The organism is Streptomyces similanensis, from assembly GCF_039543625.1.
Taxonomy (GTDB): domain Bacteria; phylum Actinomycetota; class Actinomycetes; order Streptomycetales; family Streptomycetaceae; genus Streptomyces; species Streptomyces similanensis.
The window spans coordinates 22,302-38,062 of the sequence record NZ_BAABKC010000032.1 but is presented as its reverse complement, the minus strand read 5'-3'; the positions used below and the strand labels follow the sequence as shown (position 1 = coordinate 38,062).

Sequence of the window (15,761 nt, the reverse complement as noted above, 5' to 3'; positions counted from 1 at the left end):
GGACGGCCCCGCCGTCACACCGGCTCCGCCGCGGCCCGCGCCGCCCGCCGACGGCCGCGCCGGCACCACAGCGCGGTGGCCACCAGACAGACCAGGGCGCCCGCGCCGACGGCCGCGCCCCGCAACAGGCCGGGCGGACGGAACCGGCAGCTGACGGAGGTGGCCGTGCCGTCCAAGGGCACCGCGATCAGGCCGAGGTAGCTCTGCGCCGGACGGGCCGGGCCGGCGCCGGCCGCGCACGACCAGCCCTTGATCCGCGGGACCGCGAGGAGCGCGGTGCCGGTGCTGCCGGCCGGTATCCGCGCGGTCACGGAGTGGCCGCCGACCCGCACCTCGGTGGCGCCGCCGGCGCTCAGCTGCCGTACGGCCCGCTCCAGCCGGTTCTCGACCAGGCAGCCGATCGGCTGCTTCGGCAGGCCCAGCCACCCGGTGTGGCGCAGCTCCACCCGCACCTTCCCGGAGGCCGGCGTCACGCCGAGGCTCTGCAACGCGGGCCGCGTGGCGGGCAGCTTGCCGTTGAAGTCCACCGGCCGGCTGCCGTCCATGGTCGCGGAGCCGATGAACGTCAGCGCCGACAGGTACACCCTGCTGCCGGGGGTGCACGTGGTGGCGAGGGTGACCCGCTCCTTGCCGTGGCGGACCTCGGTGGTCCGGGCCGGCGGATCGTAGACGCGGGCGCCGAGCAGCAGCTCCTGGTTGGCGAAGACGGACGCGCCGAAGCGTGCCGCCGGGTCCGGCAGGCGCACGTCGGGACGGACGGTGACCAGCGGCGGCACGGGGCCGGTGGCGGCCCGCGGCACCCTGCCGGGACCGCCCGCCGGGTCCTGGACCAGGCGGACGCGGGTGCCGACGGAGAAGATCGCGTCGGTCACCGGGTGGTCGAGGCTCATCAGGCGCCGGCCCTTGGCGAAGTAGCCGTAGCCCAGCGCGGTCAGGGTGGTGTAGGTGGTCTGGGCGGTCAGGCTGCTGTAGTAGTTGCCGCTCTGGCCGCCGACGAGCATCGGATCGTTGCGGCCGGGCTCCGCGCCGGGGTCGGTGCGCACCCGCGGCCAGTCGTCCTTCGCGGCGACGACGGCCGCGGTCTCCCGCTCCTCCCGGCCCAGCGGCGGCGACCAGGACCTGTGCTGCCGCTCCAGCCGCGCCACCCGCATCCCGGCCACCGCCGTCTCGCCCGCCTGGGCGGTCACCAGGAGCGCCACGGCCAGCACCGACAGCACGCGGGCGACGCGGGCCCGGCTGCCGGAGCGGGCCGCGAGGAACACCGCGGCCGCGGCCGACAGACCCAGCAGCAGCGCGACGGCGAACACGGGGTAGGACCACCGGTCGACGGCGTAGGTGCCGCGCGCCGCCAGCGCCAGGGCGGCCAGGACCGCGAGGCCCGCGGCGAGCGCGCGCGGCCGGGGAAGTCCGTCGGCGGTGGACCGCCAGGCCGCGATCAGCAGCAGGCCGCACAGCACGAACGCCTGCCGGTCGGTGACGCCGTTGGGCTCGGCGCCCGCGTGCCAGAGCAGATGGGTGGGCCGCCAGTGCAGCGACAGCGCCACGAGGCAGACCGCGGCCGGCCAGCCGTACCGGGTGCGGGCCGGCAGGCGGCGGTGGAAGGGCATGGCCAGCGCGAGGGCGAGCGCCGGGGTGCCGATGTACAGCGCGGGCGACTCCGTGCCGCTGGTGGCGGGCAGCAGCCGGGCGAAGACGTCCGGCCAGGCGGCCGGCGCGAAGGCCACGGGCGGGGTGGGATGGGCGACCTTGGTGGCCGCGTAGATCACCAGGACCAGCGGGGCGGCCAGTCCGACACCGATCAGTACGCTCCGGGCGGCGCGCAGCACGCCGGCCGGCCACCGGCGACCCCGTTCAGCGGTCTCGCCGCTCTCGCCGGTGAGCAGCCGTACCAGCAGCACGATGCCCGCGCCGAGGGTGGCCATGTAGGCGGTGTAGAAGTTGGACGTCCAGGCCAGCGCCACCACCAGCGGCCCCAGCACCGGGCGCCGCCCGCTCAGCGCCCACTCGCCGACCAGGCACAGCAGCGGGAAGGCGAGCAGCCCGTCCAGCCACATCGGCACGTAGGCGCCGTTGTCGAGGGTCCAGCCGCACAGCGCGTACGCCGACCCCAGCACCGCCGCCACCGGCCACGGACCGCGGCGCAGCCGCAGCAGCAGCACGGCCATCGCCGCCCCGGCCGCGGTGATCTTCGCCGTGCTGACGACGAAGAGGGCGAGTTCGACGCGGTCGGCCGGGAACAGCACGACCAGCAGATCGAAGGGGCTGCTCAGGTAGGTGCCGAGGTCGCCCAGGAAGTTGGAGCCGTATCCGGAGTTCCAGTTCAGGAACAGGTCGCCGTCGGCGCCGCCGAGCAGCTCCTTGCGCCAGTAGGCGTGGAAGGGCACGTACTGCGTGCCCATGTCGACGATGTTCCGGCTGTGCGGCCCCAGCGGGTGGCTCCCGGCGAGCAGGGTCCCCAGGCAGAACACCGCGCACGACAGGAGGCCGGCGCCGAGGGCCGCGCGCAGCGGCACGCTGCCGCGTGCGCGGGACGGGGCGAGGGCGGCGAGGCGGGCGAGGACACGGCCGGCGCGCGAGCCGCCGGGCGGGGTGTCGCCGCCCTCGGACGCCGTGGAGCCGTACGGGGGTCTGACGGTAGCGGACACGATTCCTCGGGAGTCTGGTGCGGGCCGCCTCGCGCGGAAGCCTCCGGCACGGGCTGCGGGACGTCGCTGCGGTCGGCCGCCGTCGGCCGGTGGGTGCGGGGCCGGAAGTCGTCGGTGGCCGGCCGGCACCGCAGGTCAGCGGCCGGAGGCCGCCTCGCGCCGGCCGCGGGCGAGCGCCTGCCGCAGCAGGGGCCGCCGCCGGTGACCGCCGGGCAGATCCAGCCCGGCCGGCCGCTCGGCGCCGAAGTACGCGGCGTACGCCCCCTCCTGGCCGGCCTCCGAGGCGTGCGCGGCCCGCGCCAGCAGCGGTTCGGCCTCGGCGCGCAGCCACGGGTAGCGGGCGGACTGCATGCAGTACCCGACCGCCGCCAGCAGCGACTGGAGGGCGGGCGGCGCCTCGGACGGCGCGGTGGCGTCCGCGGCTTCGAGGTCGGGGACCACGTGGTCGACGATCACCAGCGGCACGCGGTTGCTGTTCTCGTAGGGCGTCAGCCGCCGCAGCACCGTCCGGGTGCCGACGCGGGCGGTGGGGATGCCGAAGTAGGCCGTGGCGGTGAGCATCGCGGTGGAGAAGCAGCCGACCACCAGTTCCAGCGGCAGACGGGCGTAGAAGACCTCGGCGAGCAGCGTCCCGCGCAGTGTCGTCAGCCGCACTCCGGCCGCGGCGGCCTCCCGCTCCAGGGCCTCGCCGTAGCGGACCGGCGCGGTGGGGTGCGGTTTGAAGGCCACCGAGCGGTGACCGGCAGCGGCGGCGGCGCGCAGCATCCGCACGTGCAGGTCCTCTTCCTCCTCGTCGGTGAGGATGCCCAGCGCGGCCAGGTACTGCCCGAGCAGCAGCGCGGTCGGCGCCGCCTCGGCCGCCCGTGTCATCTCGGGGTCGTCGGCGGCGGCCAGGGACAGTTCGGACAGCACCGCGCGGAAGGCGTCGTGCGGGACGACCTCGGGCTCGACGCCGAACTCCGAGAGCAGCAGCGGGCGCAGTCCCGGCACCAGGTCCAGGTGGAGCAGCCGCCGGACCCGCACCGCGACGGAGTGCGGCGGCTCGTCACGGGTCGGTCCGTAGCTCATCAGGCCGTCCGCGTAGACGTGCACCGGAGCGCCGGCGAACACGGCGGCGAGGCTGCGGGCGGGGCTGACCTGGATCGACTCGACCACGAGCGTCACCGCTCCGGCGCCGAGCCCCCACCTGGCGCGCAGGACCCGCTCCCACAGGGGCGCGTCGTCCGGCCGGGGCTGCCAGCCGGCCGGGTGGTGCGGGGCGATGGCCTCGTTCCAGTCCTCGACCTGGTCGAAGCGGGCGGCGATCTCCCGGTAGCCCGCCATGTCGGACATGAGCGGCGTGACCTCGGGGACGGCCGCGTTGTTGGTGAGCAGCAGCACCCGCCGGGCCCGCCCGGCGGGGCCGAACTGCCCGGCGTCCAGGGCCGCGGCCAGGGTGGCGGCGCCGTACAGGGTGGAGGCTTGGAAGATCTGCACCGGCTCCGGGCGCACCGCGGACGATCCGGTTCGGGAGCGGCCGGGGGAGTCCGCGGAGCGCGGGGCGGTGGGGGCGGCAGGGGCGGCGGCGGGGCGGGGCGTGCGGAAGACCGGGGGGCCGACCACCGTCGGGGCCGGTCGGCCCGGGCGGCCCTCGCCCGTGTCGCGCAGGCGGCGCAGCAGCGCGCTCCGCTCGTCGTCCAGCGTCGCCAGGGTCTCGTCGAGGACCTGCTGCGGCATCCGGTGCAGCGCGGCGGCCGACTCGCTCCTGAGCTGCCGGGCCACCGCGGTCTCGTACTGGTCGGCCTTGTTCATGTGGAACGCGATCATCGCGCAGTAGGTGCGGATCGCCTTCGGCAGAAAACGGTCGCCCTCCGGATCGGCGGTCACTTCCCGCAGAACGGTGTCATAGGCCGGAATGAAATCCAGCTGGCGGGTGTCGGAAATCTGGGTGAGCGACGTTTCCACGCCCCGCCGGTAAAAGGCGCCCTGCAATCCGAGCGCCGCGTAACTGCGGGCCCGCAGATGCAGCCGCCACACCCACAGGCGGTCCTCGGCGGTGCGCAGCCGCGTCTCGAACCGTCCTTCGCCGTTCTCGAAGAGGCGGGAACTGTAGATGCCGAACGGCACGAAGGGATAGTCCACCATGGTGGCCATGTGGGCGGGCGCGATGCCGTCACGCGGGTCCATCACCACGTCCCGCAGCCGGGCCGGGGCGTACCGGATCTGCCGCTTGCGGCCCGTGGCCAGCACATGGTCGGTACGGGCGAAGTCGCAGCCGAGACGCGATATGCGGTCCACCATGGCGCGCAGATGGCCGGGCGCGTACCAGTCGTCCCCGTCCAGGAACGTCACGTAGTCGCCGCTCGCCTCGTCCAGGCCGGTGTTGCGGGCCTGGGCCACGCCCTGGTTGGTCTCGTGCCGGATCAGCCGGGCGTTCGGCAGCGTGCCGATCATGTCCTCGATGATCGGGCCGGTGCGGTCGGTCGAGCAGTCGTCGATCAGCAGGAACTCGAACGCGGGGTCCGCGTTGACGGCCAGACTGCGCACCGTTTCCGCCACATAGGCCTCGACATTGTGGCACGGGACGACAACGGAAAGCGTGGACATACGCGGATCCCCCCGGGGATTTCATTCCAGGAACCCGCGCATGCTATCCGTCTCCCAATGTTTTCCATGGCCCGTAAATGAACGGCCGCCGACCTGATGGTGAACACTGCCGAGTCACGCGCCCGGCGCATTCCCGGCCCGCTTCCCGGCCCGCGCCCGCCCCCGCGCGTGAGGCATCTCCCACAGGGCTCCGACGGTGCGCCCTAGTAGAGTGAGCGCACGCCTTTGACCTGCACAGAGCAGGCAGGGAGCTATCTCAAGGAGCACTGAATGCTGCGCACCATGCTCAAGTCGAAGATCCACCGCGCCACCGTCACCCAGGCCGACCTGCACTACGTGGGATCGGTGACCGTGGACGCCGATCTGCTGGACGCCGCCGACCTGCTGCCCGGCGAGCTGGTCCACATCGTGGACATCACCAACGGGGCCCGGCTGGAGACGTACGTCATCGAGGGCGAGCGCGGCTCGGGGGTCATCGGCATCAACGGCGCGGCGGCGCACCTCGTGCACCCCGGCGATCTGGTGATCCTGATCAGCTACGCCCAGGTGACCGACGCCGAGGCGCGGGCGCTGGAGCCGCGGGTGGTGCACGTGGACGCGGGCAACCGGGTCGTGGAGCTGGGCGCCGACGCGTCCGCCCCGGTGCCGGGCACCGACCAGCGGCGCAGCCCGCAGGCCGTCTCGGTCTGACCGCGGCCGCGGGGCCGCCCGGGCGGGGCCGGGCGGGTCCTCGGCGGGGCGCCCTCGGGTGACTGGCCGTGCGGGTGTCGGGTAGGCGAGGGAGGTAGTCCAGAGCCGAGGCCGACCGACTGGCGGGAGAGGACAATGACCAACCCGTACCCCGACCCCGTACCGCCCGGGCCCACCCCGGGCCCCACCCCGGGTCCCGACCCGCAGCCGCCGGAGCCGCACCCGGATCCCGCGCCCACGCCCGATCCGCCGCAGCCGTACCCGGAGCCGGTCCCCACGCCCGCACCGCACCCGGCCCCCGAGCCGTCCCCGGTGCCGGGGCCGCCGACGCCCGCGCCACCACCGCCGCCCGGGCCCACCCCACCGGCGCCCACCCCGCCCCCGGCCCCCGTGCCACCGCCGGGCCCGGTCCCGACGCCGCCCCCGAACCCGGCCCCCGAACCGCCCCCGTCCCCGATCCCGCCGGGCCCGGACCCGACCCCGAGCCCGGAGCCGGGGCCACCCCTGACCTGAGACGCCCCTGAGCGGCCCGGACGGGTGTGGGGGGCACGGCCGCCCGGCCGTGCCCCCCACACCCGTCTCCTACGCCTCCACCTCCGACCGGTCCCCGCCCCACAACGTGTGGAACGTGCCCTCGCGGTCCACCCGCCGGTAGGTGTGCGCGCCGAAGAAGTCCCGCTGGGCCTGGGTGAGGGCGGCGGGGAGGCGCTCGGCGCGCAGGGCGTCGTAGTAGGCGAGGGCCGCGGCGAAGCCGGGGGCCGGCACGCCCTGGCGGGTGGCCGCGACCAGGACCTCGCGCCAGTCGTCCTGGGCCGCCGCGATCTCCCGCGCGAACGTCTCGTCGGACAGCAGGCTCGGCAGGTCCGGCCGGGCGTCGTACGCCGCGCGGATACGGTCGAGGAAGGCCGCGCGGATGATGCAGCCGTCCCGCCAGATGGCGGCGATCGCACCGAGGTCGATGTCCCAGCCGTACTCCTCGCTGCCCGCCGCGATCTCGTGGAAGCCCTGCGTGTACGACACGATCTTCGAGGCGTACAGCGCCTGCTCCACCCGGTCGGCGAAGGCCGCCGCCTCCGACTCGGACAGCGGCGCGGCCTTCGGGCCCGCCAGGTCACGCGAGGCCGCCCGCAGCGCCGCGTGCCCCGACAGCGACCGCGCGAACACCGCCTCCGCGATGCCGGAGACCGGCACGCCCAGGTCGAGCGCGATCTGCACCGTCCAGCGGCCGGTGCCCTTCTGCTCGGCCTGGTCCACGACCACGTCCACGAACGGCTCGCCGCTCGCCGCGTCCACGTGCGACAGCACCTGAGCCGTGATCTCGATCAGGTACGAGTCCAGCCGCCCGGTGTTCCAGGTGCGGAAGATCTCCGCGATCTGCCCGGGGGAGTAGCCGGCCACGTCCCGCAGCAGCTGGTACGCCTCACCGATCAGCTGCATGTCGGCGTACTCGATGCCGTTGTGCACCATCTTCACGAAGTGGCCCGCGCCGTCCGGCCCCACGTGCGTCACGCACGGCGCCCCGTCCTTCGCCTTCGCGGAGATCTTCTCCAGCATCGGGCCCAGCGACTCGTAGGACTCGGCCGAGCCGCCCGGCATGATGCTCGGCCCGTGCAGCGCGCCCTCCTCACCGCCGGAGATGCCGGTGCCGACGAAGTGGATGCCCTGCTCGCGCAGCTCCCGCTCGCGCCGCCGGGTGTCGGCGAAGTGCGCGTTGCCGCCGTCGATGATCATGTCGCCGGGCTCCAGCAGCGGGGCGAACTCCTGGATCACCGCGTCGGTCGGCTCGCCCGCCTTCACCATGATCACCAGGCGGCGCGGCCGCTCCAGCGCCGCCACGAAGTCCTTCGCGGCCTCGGTCGGGACGAAGATGCCCTCTTCCCCGAACTCCGCCACCAGATCGTGCGTCCGGGACGCGGTCCGGTTGTGCAGCGCGACCGTGTAGCCGTTGCGCGCGAAGTTGCGGGCGAGGTTGCGGCCCATGACCGCGAGCCCCGTGACGCCGATCTGGGCTGTAGTGCTCATACCGCCTGTTCCTCCAGAATCCGGTGGATCATCATCAGCTGGGACGTCTTGGACCATCCTGGCGCGCCGGTACGGCGACCGCACATCCGTACCGCCCCGCCTCGGGCGGCCGCCGCGGTCCCGTCGGCCGCGGACGCCCGCGTCCTGCGGGCGCCCGCGCCCTGGGGCGGGTGCCCCGACGCCCTCCCTTACGCACCACCCGCCCCCGCCGCCTCAGCGCGGACGGGCCGAACCGGACGAACCGGCCAACGGAAACCCCTTATCGGCCACTTGCGGCGTGAAGCGGCCGATAGCCGCCTTGTCACGGCTTGTTGGCAGCGCCTACTTTTGCCGCTCCTGACGCAGGGCGAAGGGGCTTCAGACATGGCCGCACGCGGCCGGCACCGCCGGTACCAGCCGAACAGGATCAACCGCGCCTCCCTCACCGTCACGGCGGGCGGCGCCGGAATGGCCATCCCGCTCATCGGCGCCGGCGTCGCGCACGCGGCCGACGCCGCCACCTGGAACAAGGTGGCGGCCTGCGAGTCGAGCGGCAACTGGAGCGTCAACACCGGCAACGGCTTCTACGGCGGCCTCCAGTTCACCCGGTCCACCTGGGCGGCGTACGGCGGCACGCGGTACGCGCCGCGCGCCGATCTGGCCACCCGCGACCAGCAGATCGCGGTCGCCGAGAAGGTGCTCGACGGGCAGGGGCCCGGCGCCTGGCCGGTGTGCTCGGTGCGCGCCGGGCTGACCCGCGGCGGCGGCGACCCCGGGGTGCACCCGGACGGCGCGGCCGGCCGGCCGGTGCACACGCAGAGCGCCAGGAGCGCCCCGAAGGCGAAGAGTTCGGCGCACGACGTACGGCCGCAGACCACGCCGCAGTCGCGGGCCGGCACCGCCGAGATGTACACGGTGGTCCACGGCGACACCCTCTCCGGGATCGCCGACGACCGGCACGTCCACGGCGGCTGGCACCAGTTGTACGCCGCCAACCGCGTCACCGTCGGCGACGACCCGGACCTGATCCTGCCCGGCCAGCGGCTCTCGCTGCGCACGACGCACACCGCGCCGCACCAGAGCGGCTCCACCGCCGCACACCCGGCCGCGAAGCCGAAGGCGCGGCCCGAGCCGAAGACCCAGGCCGGACCGAAGACGCAGGCCAGACCGAAGACGCAGTCCAGACCGCACACCAAGACCAAGACCGAGTCCGCGACGCGGACCGAGAAGAGCCACAGCACCACCGCGCACACCCTGGTGGCCCCCGTGCAGGCCCCGATCGGCACCGGCTACCGGGTGAGCGGCTCCCACTGGTCCAAGGGCTACCACACGGGCGTCGACTTCGAGGTGCCCACCGGCACCTCGGTGCACGCGGCCGCCGCCGGCCACGTGGTCAGCGCCGGCTGGGGCGGCGCCTACGGCTACCAGGTGGTCATCCGGCACGCCGACGGCCGCTACACCCAGTACGCCCATCTGTCGGCGATCTCCGTGCGCGCCGGGCAGACGGTCGGCGCCGGGCAGCGCATAGGCCGCTCGGGCGCCACGGGCAACGTGACGGGACCGCACCTGCACTTCGAGGTGCGGACGGGACCCGGTTTCGGCTCGGACATCGACCCGCTCGCCTACCTCCGGGCCGGCGGCATCCGGCTCTGAGGCGGGCGGGCGCGATGCCGGGGCCTGTCACCGCCCAAGGTCGTTCGAGGCGGGGCCCGTTAGGGTCGGGGCATGACGCCAACCCTCGCCGGCAGTGCCTTCGACTCGCTCCGCCTCGACGCCGTGACCGACCAGGAGGCGCTGCGTCGGGCCTACGACGTCCCCAGTGCCGCGGCGCTGCGCAAGCAGATGACCGAACTCACCGACCAGACCCGGCGGTTGATCGCCTGCTCCTCGCTGGTCCTGGTCGCCAGCGCGGATGCCGAGGGCAACTGCGACGTCTCCCCGCGCGGCGGCCCCGCCGGGTTCGTCGCCGTCCTGGACGCCCACACGCTGGCGATACCGGACGCGACCGGCAACAAGCGGCTGGACACCGCGCAGAACGTCATCGCCACCGGACGGGCCGGGCTGCTGTTCGTCATTCCGGGGCGCACCACGACGCTCCGGGTGAACGGCCGGGCCTGCGTCTCCACCCGCCCGGAGCTGCTGTCGCAGCTGACCGCCGTGGGCAAGCCGCCGGCCAGCGCGCTGGTGCTGGGGATCGAGGAGGTCTACCCGCACTGCCCCAAGTCGCTGCTGCGCAGCGGGGCCTGGAAGCCGGAGCAGTGGCTCCCGGCGGACGCGCAGCCGACCTCGGCCGAGGTGACGCTGGCCCAGCTGCGGATGCCGGAGCTGACGATCGCCGACATCGAGCGGGCCGAGGCGGAGTCACTGAAGTACCGGTACGAGTGACGGCCACCGCTCCGCCCCCACGGGACCACGGCGCCCGACCACGGCGTCGGTCACGGTGCCGACCCGCCGCGGCAGGGCGGCGACGATCCGGAACAGGCCGGAGCGGCCCCGGTGCGGATCGATGAGGAGCGTCGGACCGACCGGAGCGCCCCCGGGGCGGGCCGGTGATGAGCCGGACAGCCCGGAGAGCGGCCCCAGGGCGGACCGGTGCGGACCCGGACAAGCCGGAGCGCCCCCGGCCCGAGCGGCGACGACGAGCCGGAACAGGCCGGGGCACCCCCAGGTCACACCGGCGATGAGCCGCGCGGGCCGGAGCGGTCCCGCGGGTCAGACCGGCGTCCGCTTCGGCCGGGAGGCCGGCATCGGGATGTACGCGACCATCCGGAAGGGCACGGCGCCCGCCGCCTCGCCCCGGAGCGACGCCGGCACCGACGGCGGTCCGCCCGGCTCACGTCCGGGTCCGGGCCCGGCGTTCCCGGCGGCGGTCCGCTCGGGCAGCGCGACGGCGCCCGCCGGGCCGCCCAGCTGTCCGGGGACCGAGGCCACGAGCGCCGCCGGAACCGGCGTCCGCACGGCCGCGGCCACCGCCGCCGCCACGGCGGACGGCGGCTCCTCGGGGCCCGCCGGGTCCGCCGCGTCCTCGCCGGGGACGGCGGCCGGTCCGGACCGCGCCGGCCCCGCCGTGCGCTCGATGCGCTCGGTGGTCAGCAGGATCAGGCCGCCCACGGCCAGCACACCGCAGCCGAGTGCCAGCACGGTGCCCGTGACGCCGTACCGGAAGCTCTCGCCGAACATCGTGACGCCGACCGCGGCCGCCGCCACCGGGTTCACCACGGTCAGCGTCGCCAGCGGCGCCGCCAGGCCGCCACCGCGGTAGGAGGCCTGCGACAGCAGCATGCCCGCCGTGGCCAGCACCCCGATCACCGCCAGCGACGGCAGCTCCGCGGCCGCGACCCCGTCCGTCCAGTCCATCGCGACCGTCTTCGTGAACACCGAGGCCATGCCGAACGCGAGACCCGCGCCGACGGCCAGCAGCACGCTGCGCACCGCCGGATGCCGGTGGGCCGCCCGGCCCGCGACCGTGAGCGCCGCGAGCGCGCCGCCGGTGATCACCGCGAGGGTCACCCGGTGCGCCCCGCTCAGCGACTGCCCGTCGGAGGAGCCCACCAGCGACAGCAGGCCCGCCAGGCCCACCGTCGCCAGGATCGCGCCCCGCCACGCGGTGCCGCCCGCCCGGCGCCCCACGAACAGCGCCGCCATGGGCAGCGCGAACACGATGGTGAGGGCGCCCAGCGGCTGCACCAGGCTGAGCGGGCCGTAGGCCAGCGCCACCACGTGCAGCAGCGCGCCCAGGCCGTTCAGCGCGACCGCCGCCCACCAGGCCGGGCGGCGCAGCGGCGCGTATCGCTTGCCCGGGGAGGTGACCGCGACCCGCTCCTGCACGATCGCGCCGCCCGCGTAGGCGACGGCGGACACGAACGACAGCAGCACGGACAACGCCAGGGCGCTCATCGGCTGCTCCTCTGCGGACGGCGGGGGCGGTCGGCCCGGCGCTGCGAACGGTCGGCTTCCATGGTTCAACAGCCTGCCGTGCCGGGCCCGTTCCGTCGTCGTCCCTGAGCACCCAATGAGTCCTCCTACCGACGGAGTACTCTCGTCGCCCCCTCCTCCCCTGGGTGGGCGACAGGGGAGGAGGCCCCTGACCGGAACCCTCCAGGGATCCCCTAGGGGGCCGCCGCCACCTGGGGACCGACGCCGCGACGGACCCCGACGCTGCGTACGCCCGACGGGTGTTGGTAGGACTGCTCCTCGTGCACCTGGACACCCGACTCGCCGCGCTCGCCCCCCTCGGCGGCTTCTTCGCCCTGCGCACGGGCGAACCGCCGCACGGCCCGCTGCCCACCCTCGCCGAGGCCTACGACCGTACCCCGCCCGGCCCCGGACGCCCGCACCCGCTGGACGCCCGCGTGCGCCGGGTCGCCGCGGGCGTCGGCGCCGCCGAACCCCGGGTCGCCGCCTCGGTGGCGCACCAGGCCCTCGCCGCCCGGCTGTGGTCCGTCGCGCTCGGCTGCGCCGTACGCTACGGGCGCGTCCCCGACCTCGATCCGCGGCTGCTGCGCTGGGACCCGGCCGGCGGCGCCCCGGAGGACCTGTGGCTGACCGAGGTGCGCGAGCCCGCCGGACCGGTTCCGCTCGCCGACGCCGTCCTGCACGGCCATCTGGAGCCCCTGGCGGCGGCCCTGCGCGCCCGCCACCGCCTGGCCGCCGGTCTGCTCCGGGGCAACGCGGCCTCCGCGCTGGCCGGAGCGGCCCGCCAGCTCGCCCGGTGGGCGCGGGAGAACGACGAGCCCGACGCCGCCGACCGCGCCCGCGCCCTGGCCGCACGCCTCCTCGCCCACCCCCTGCTCGCCGGCGCCGGCGCCGGAGTCCTCGACTTCCGCCGCCGCAGCTGCTGCCTCTACTACCGGGTGCCCGGCGGCGGCGTCTGCGGTGACTGTTGTTTCGCACGAGCCCCGCGCTCTTCCGCACACGGCTCGTCCGGGTGACCATGAAAGGGACCGGCCGCGGCGGCCGGCCGCCCGAGGATCCAGGGGGTTGCGCGTGCGAGTGGGACTGCTGACCCGGGAGTACCCGCCGGACGTGTACGGCGGCGCCGGCGTCCACGTCGAGTTCCTCGCGCGGGAACTGAGGCCCCTCGTCGACCTGGAGGTGCACTGCTGGGGCGAGTCCTCCACCGGCGACCGCGCCGCCGGCGTCGTACGGCACCGCTCCTGGCGCGCGCTGGACGGCGCCAACGACGCCCTGCGCACCTTCTCCGTCGACCTCGCCATGACCGCCGCCCTGCAAGGCCGCGAGCTGGTCCACTCCCACACCTGGTACGCCAACCTCGCCGGCCACCTCGCCAAGCTCCTGTACGGCGTGCCGCACGTGGTGACCGCGCACTCCCTCGAACCCCTGCGCCCCTGGAAGGCCGAGCAGCTCGGCGGCGGCTACGCCCTCTCCAGCTGGGCGGAGCGCACCGCGTTCGAGGCCGCCGACGCGGTGGTCGCCGTCTCCGGCGCGATGCGCGCGGACATCCTCGGCTGCTACCCGGAGCTGGACCCGGCGCGCGTGCACGTCATCCACAACGGCATCGACACCGGCCTGTACCGGCCCGACCCCGGCACCGACGCCCTCACCCGGACCGGCGTCGACCCGGACCGCCCCTACGTGCTGTTCGTCGGCCGCATCACCCGCCAGAAGGGCGTGCCGCACCTGATGCGCGCGGTGCGCGGCATCGACCCGGCGGTCCAGGTCGTGCTGTGCGCGGGCGCCCCCGACACCCCCGAGATCGACCGCGAGTTCCGCGAGCTGTACGAGGAGCTGAGCGGGGCCCGCGAGGGCGTGCACTGGATCCCGCGGATGCTGCCGCGCCCGGAGGTGGTCCAGCTGCTCACCCATGCCACCGTCTTCGTGTGCCCCTCGGTGTACGAGCCGCTCGGCATCGTCAACCTGGAGGCGATGGCCTGCGGCACCCCCGTCGTCGCCTCGCGGGTGGGCGGCATCCCCGAGGTGGTCGAGGACGGCCGCACCGGGCTGCTCGTGGACCTCGGCGACGACTTCGAGGCGGGGCTGACCCGGGCCCTGGACGCGGTGCTCGCCGACCCGGCGGCGGCGCGCCGCATGGGCGAGGCCGGGCGGCGGCGGGCGGTCGAGGAGTTCGGCTGGGACGCGGTCGCGCGGCGCACCGCGCGGTTGTACGAGGAGATCCGCAAGCAGGCTTAGTCTGCCGGGTGCCAGGGCAGTAGTGGTGCAATCGGGTGAGGGGAGCGGCCATGCGTCGTGGTGGGCCTTCGGTCCTCGGAATCGTCCTTGCGGGCGGAGAGGGCAAACGTCTGATGCCCCTGACCGCCGACCGCGCCAAGCCCGCGGTCACCTTCGGCGGCACCTACCGGCTGGTCGACTTCGTGCTGTCCAACCTCGTCAACGCCGACATCCTGCGCATCTGCGTGCTGACCCAGTACAAGTCGCACTCGCTGGACCGGCACATCACCACCACCTGGCGGATGTCCAGCCTGCTCGGCAACTACGTCACCCCGGTGCCCGCGCAGCAGCGGCTCGGGCCCCGCTGGTACCTGGGCAGCGCCGACGCGATCCTCCAGTCCCTCAACCTGGTCCACGACGAACAGCCCGAGTACGTCGCGGTGTTCGGCGCCGACCACGTCTACCGCATGGACCCGCGGCAGATGCTGCGCCAGCACATCGAGGGCGGCGCGGGGGTGACGGTCGCCGGCATCCGGGTGCCGCGCACCGAGTCCTCCTCCTTCGGGGTGATCACACCGGCCTCCGACGGGCTGACCGTCGAACGCTTCCTGGAGAAGCCCGCCGACCCGCCGGGCCTGCCCGACGCCCCGGACTGCGTGTTCGCCTCCATGGGCAACTACCTCTTCACCACCAAGGCGCTGATCGAGGCGCTGCACCGGGACGCCGAGGACCCGGAGTCGGTGCACGACATGGGCGGCTCGATCCTGCCCCAGCTCACCGAGCGCGGCGAGGCCCAGCTCTACGACTTCAGCGCCAACCACGTGCCCGGCGAGACCAGCCGCGACCAGGGCTACTGGCGGGACGTGGGCACCCTCGACGCGTACTACGACGCCCACATGGACCTGATCGCCGAGCGGCCCGCGTTCAACCTCTACAACCGCGACTGGCCCATCTACACGCACTCCAATCAGCTCTCGCCGGCCCGGTTCAACGCGGGCGGCATCGCCGGCGAGTCGATCATCAGCGCGGGCTGTCTGATCCGCGGCCAGGTCACCCGCTCCGTGCTCTCCCCGGGCGTCCGGGTCGATCCCGGGGCGGTGGTGCAGGGCTCGGTGCTGCACGACAACGTCCACGTCGGCCGGGGCGCGGTGGTGCGCGGGGCGGTGCTGGACAAGAACGTGGAGGTGCCGCCGGGCGCGACCATCGGCGTCAACCCGGAGCGGGACGCCGAGCTGTACACCGTCTCCAAGGGCGGCGTGATCGCCCTGGGCAAGGGCCAGCGCGTGCCGTGACGGCGGAGCCGGGGGGCACGGGCCGGGCTCTCAGCCGCTCAGCGGCGGGAAGTGGTTCAGGGTGACCGCGCTGGCCCGGCGCACCTCGTCGGCCGGGCTGAACTGGACGTACTCCGTGCCCGGCGCGGTGTGCACCGGGACGTGCCCGGGCGGGGCGTAGAACGCCTCCCCGGCCGTGTACACCTCGTCGCGGTCGGGGTAGCGCAGCCGCAGCTCGCCCTTGAAGACGTACCCCCAGTGCGGGCACTGGCAGCGGCCGTCCGGCAGTTCCCTGAGCAGCGGGGTCAGGTCGACGTCCTCGCGGTAGCTGCGGAAGTCCACCGTGTAGGGCTCCAGCTCCTCGGACTGCTCGACGACCGGGCCGTAGTCGCCGCCCTGGGTGGCGGTGTCCCGGGAGACCTTGGGCATCGGGACCACT

The 15,761-nt window shown here is 74.9% G+C and carries 10 protein-coding genes and 2 pseudogenes; 6 read left to right on the top strand and 6 right to left on the bottom strand.

All coding sequences use genetic code 11. The features are described 5' to 3' along the window. Positions 1–14: 14 nt before the first annotated feature. From ABEB07_RS10855 to ABEB07_RS10845, 3 genes and pseudogenes are all read right to left on the bottom strand, one after another. Complete coding sequence (locus ABEB07_RS10855; protein ID WP_345668077.1) at positions 15–2,645, bottom strand: YfhO family protein; 2,631 nt, start codon at positions 2,643–2,645, stop codon at positions 15–17. A gap of 135 nt (positions 2,646–2,780) precedes the next feature. Then, positions 2,781–4,058 (bottom strand): annotated as a pseudogene (locus tag ABEB07_RS10850) (polysialyltransferase family glycosyltransferase); the annotation flags it as partial. A gap of 225 nt (positions 4,059–4,283) precedes the next feature. Next, positions 4,284–5,231: pseudogene (locus tag ABEB07_RS10845) on the bottom strand (glycosyltransferase family 2 protein); the annotation flags it as partial. 270 nt (positions 5,232–5,501) lie between these two features. Here ABEB07_RS10845 and panD point away from each other — a divergent pair. Continuing rightward, positions 5,502–5,921: an aspartate 1-decarboxylase gene (panD, locus tag ABEB07_RS10840; RefSeq protein WP_164589282.1), complete on the top strand. Its 420-nt coding sequence runs from the start codon at positions 5,502–5,504 to the stop codon at positions 5,919–5,921. A gap of 582 nt (positions 5,922–6,503) precedes the next feature. Here panD and gndA read toward each other — a convergent pair. Continuing rightward, positions 6,504–7,943 (bottom strand): NADP-dependent phosphogluconate dehydrogenase, encoded by a 1,440-nt coding sequence (gene gndA / locus ABEB07_RS10835; protein ID WP_345668075.1) that lies wholly within the window; start codon positions 7,941–7,943, stop codon positions 6,504–6,506. A gap of 363 nt (positions 7,944–8,306) precedes the next feature. On the opposite strand from gndA, the gene ABEB07_RS10830 reads away from it, so the two are divergent. Beyond that, the gene (locus tag ABEB07_RS10830; RefSeq protein WP_345668074.1) at positions 8,307–9,575 is read left to right on the top strand and encodes a transglycosylase family protein; all 1,269 of its coding nucleotides are present in this window, start codon (positions 8,307–8,309) and stop codon (positions 9,573–9,575) included. Positions 9,576–9,647: 72 nt separating this feature from the next. Continuing rightward, positions 9,648–10,307 (top strand): MSMEG_1061 family FMN-dependent PPOX-type flavoprotein, encoded by a 660-nt coding sequence (locus ABEB07_RS10825; RefSeq protein WP_345668073.1) that lies wholly within the window; start codon positions 9,648–9,650, stop codon positions 10,305–10,307. 327 nt (positions 10,308–10,634) lie between these two features. Here the strand turns inward: ABEB07_RS10825 and ABEB07_RS10820 are convergent, their stop codons facing one another. After that, on the bottom strand, positions 10,635–11,819 hold the full coding sequence (locus ABEB07_RS10820) for a DMT family transporter (protein WP_345668072.1): 1,185 nt from the start codon (positions 11,817–11,819) through the stop codon (positions 10,635–10,637). Between the two features lie 281 nt (positions 11,820–12,100). On the opposite strand from ABEB07_RS10820, the gene ABEB07_RS10815 reads away from it, so the two are divergent. From ABEB07_RS10815 to glgC, 3 genes are read left to right on the top strand one after another with little or no spacing between them, the layout of a single operon-like run. Further along, entirely contained in the window at positions 12,101–12,853 is a 753-nt protein-coding gene (locus ABEB07_RS10815) for a (2Fe-2S)-binding protein (protein ID WP_345668124.1), read from the top strand. A 55-nt stretch (positions 12,854–12,908) separates the two neighbouring features. Then, entirely contained in the window at positions 12,909–14,072 is a 1,164-nt protein-coding gene (glgA, locus tag ABEB07_RS10810; RefSeq protein ID WP_345668123.1) for a glycogen synthase, read from the top strand. A gap of 50 nt (positions 14,073–14,122) precedes the next feature. Continuing rightward, positions 14,123–15,343, top strand: a complete 1,221-nt coding sequence (gene glgC / locus ABEB07_RS10805; RefSeq protein ID WP_176151379.1) for a glucose-1-phosphate adenylyltransferase — start codon at positions 14,123–14,125, stop codon at positions 15,341–15,343. Between the two features lie 30 nt (positions 15,344–15,373). Here glgC and ABEB07_RS10800 read toward each other — a convergent pair whose 3' ends face one another. Then, the gene (locus tag ABEB07_RS10800) at positions 15,374–15,751 is read right to left on the bottom strand and encodes a cupin domain-containing protein (protein WP_176151380.1); all 378 of its coding nucleotides are present in this window, start codon (positions 15,749–15,751) and stop codon (positions 15,374–15,376) included. Positions 15,752–15,761: the final 10 nt, after the last annotated feature.

Excerpts from the sequence above, each read along its gene's own strand:
- panD (WP_164589282.1), top strand. The coding sequence starts at position 5,502 with ATGCTGCGCACCATGCTCAAGTCGAAGATCCACCGCGCCACCGTCACC.
- gndA (WP_345668075.1), bottom strand. The coding sequence starts at position 7,943 with ATGAGCACTACAGCCCAGATCGGCGTCACGGGGCTCGCGGTCATGGGC.
- ABEB07_RS10830 (WP_345668074.1), top strand. The coding sequence starts at position 8,307 with ATGGCCGCACGCGGCCGGCACCGCCGGTACCAGCCGAACAGGATCAAC.
- ABEB07_RS10825 (WP_345668073.1), top strand. The coding sequence starts at position 9,648 with ATGACGCCAACCCTCGCCGGCAGTGCCTTCGACTCGCTCCGCCTCGAC.
- ABEB07_RS10820 (WP_345668072.1), bottom strand. The coding sequence starts at position 11,819 with ATGAGCGCCCTGGCGTTGTCCGTGCTGCTGTCGTTCGTGTCCGCCGTC.
- glgC (WP_176151379.1), top strand. The coding sequence starts at position 14,123 with ATGCGTCGTGGTGGGCCTTCGGTCCTCGGAATCGTCCTTGCGGGCGGA.
- ABEB07_RS10800 (WP_176151380.1), bottom strand. The coding sequence starts at position 15,751 with ATGCCCAAGGTCTCCCGGGACACCGCCACCCAGGGCGGCGACTACGGC.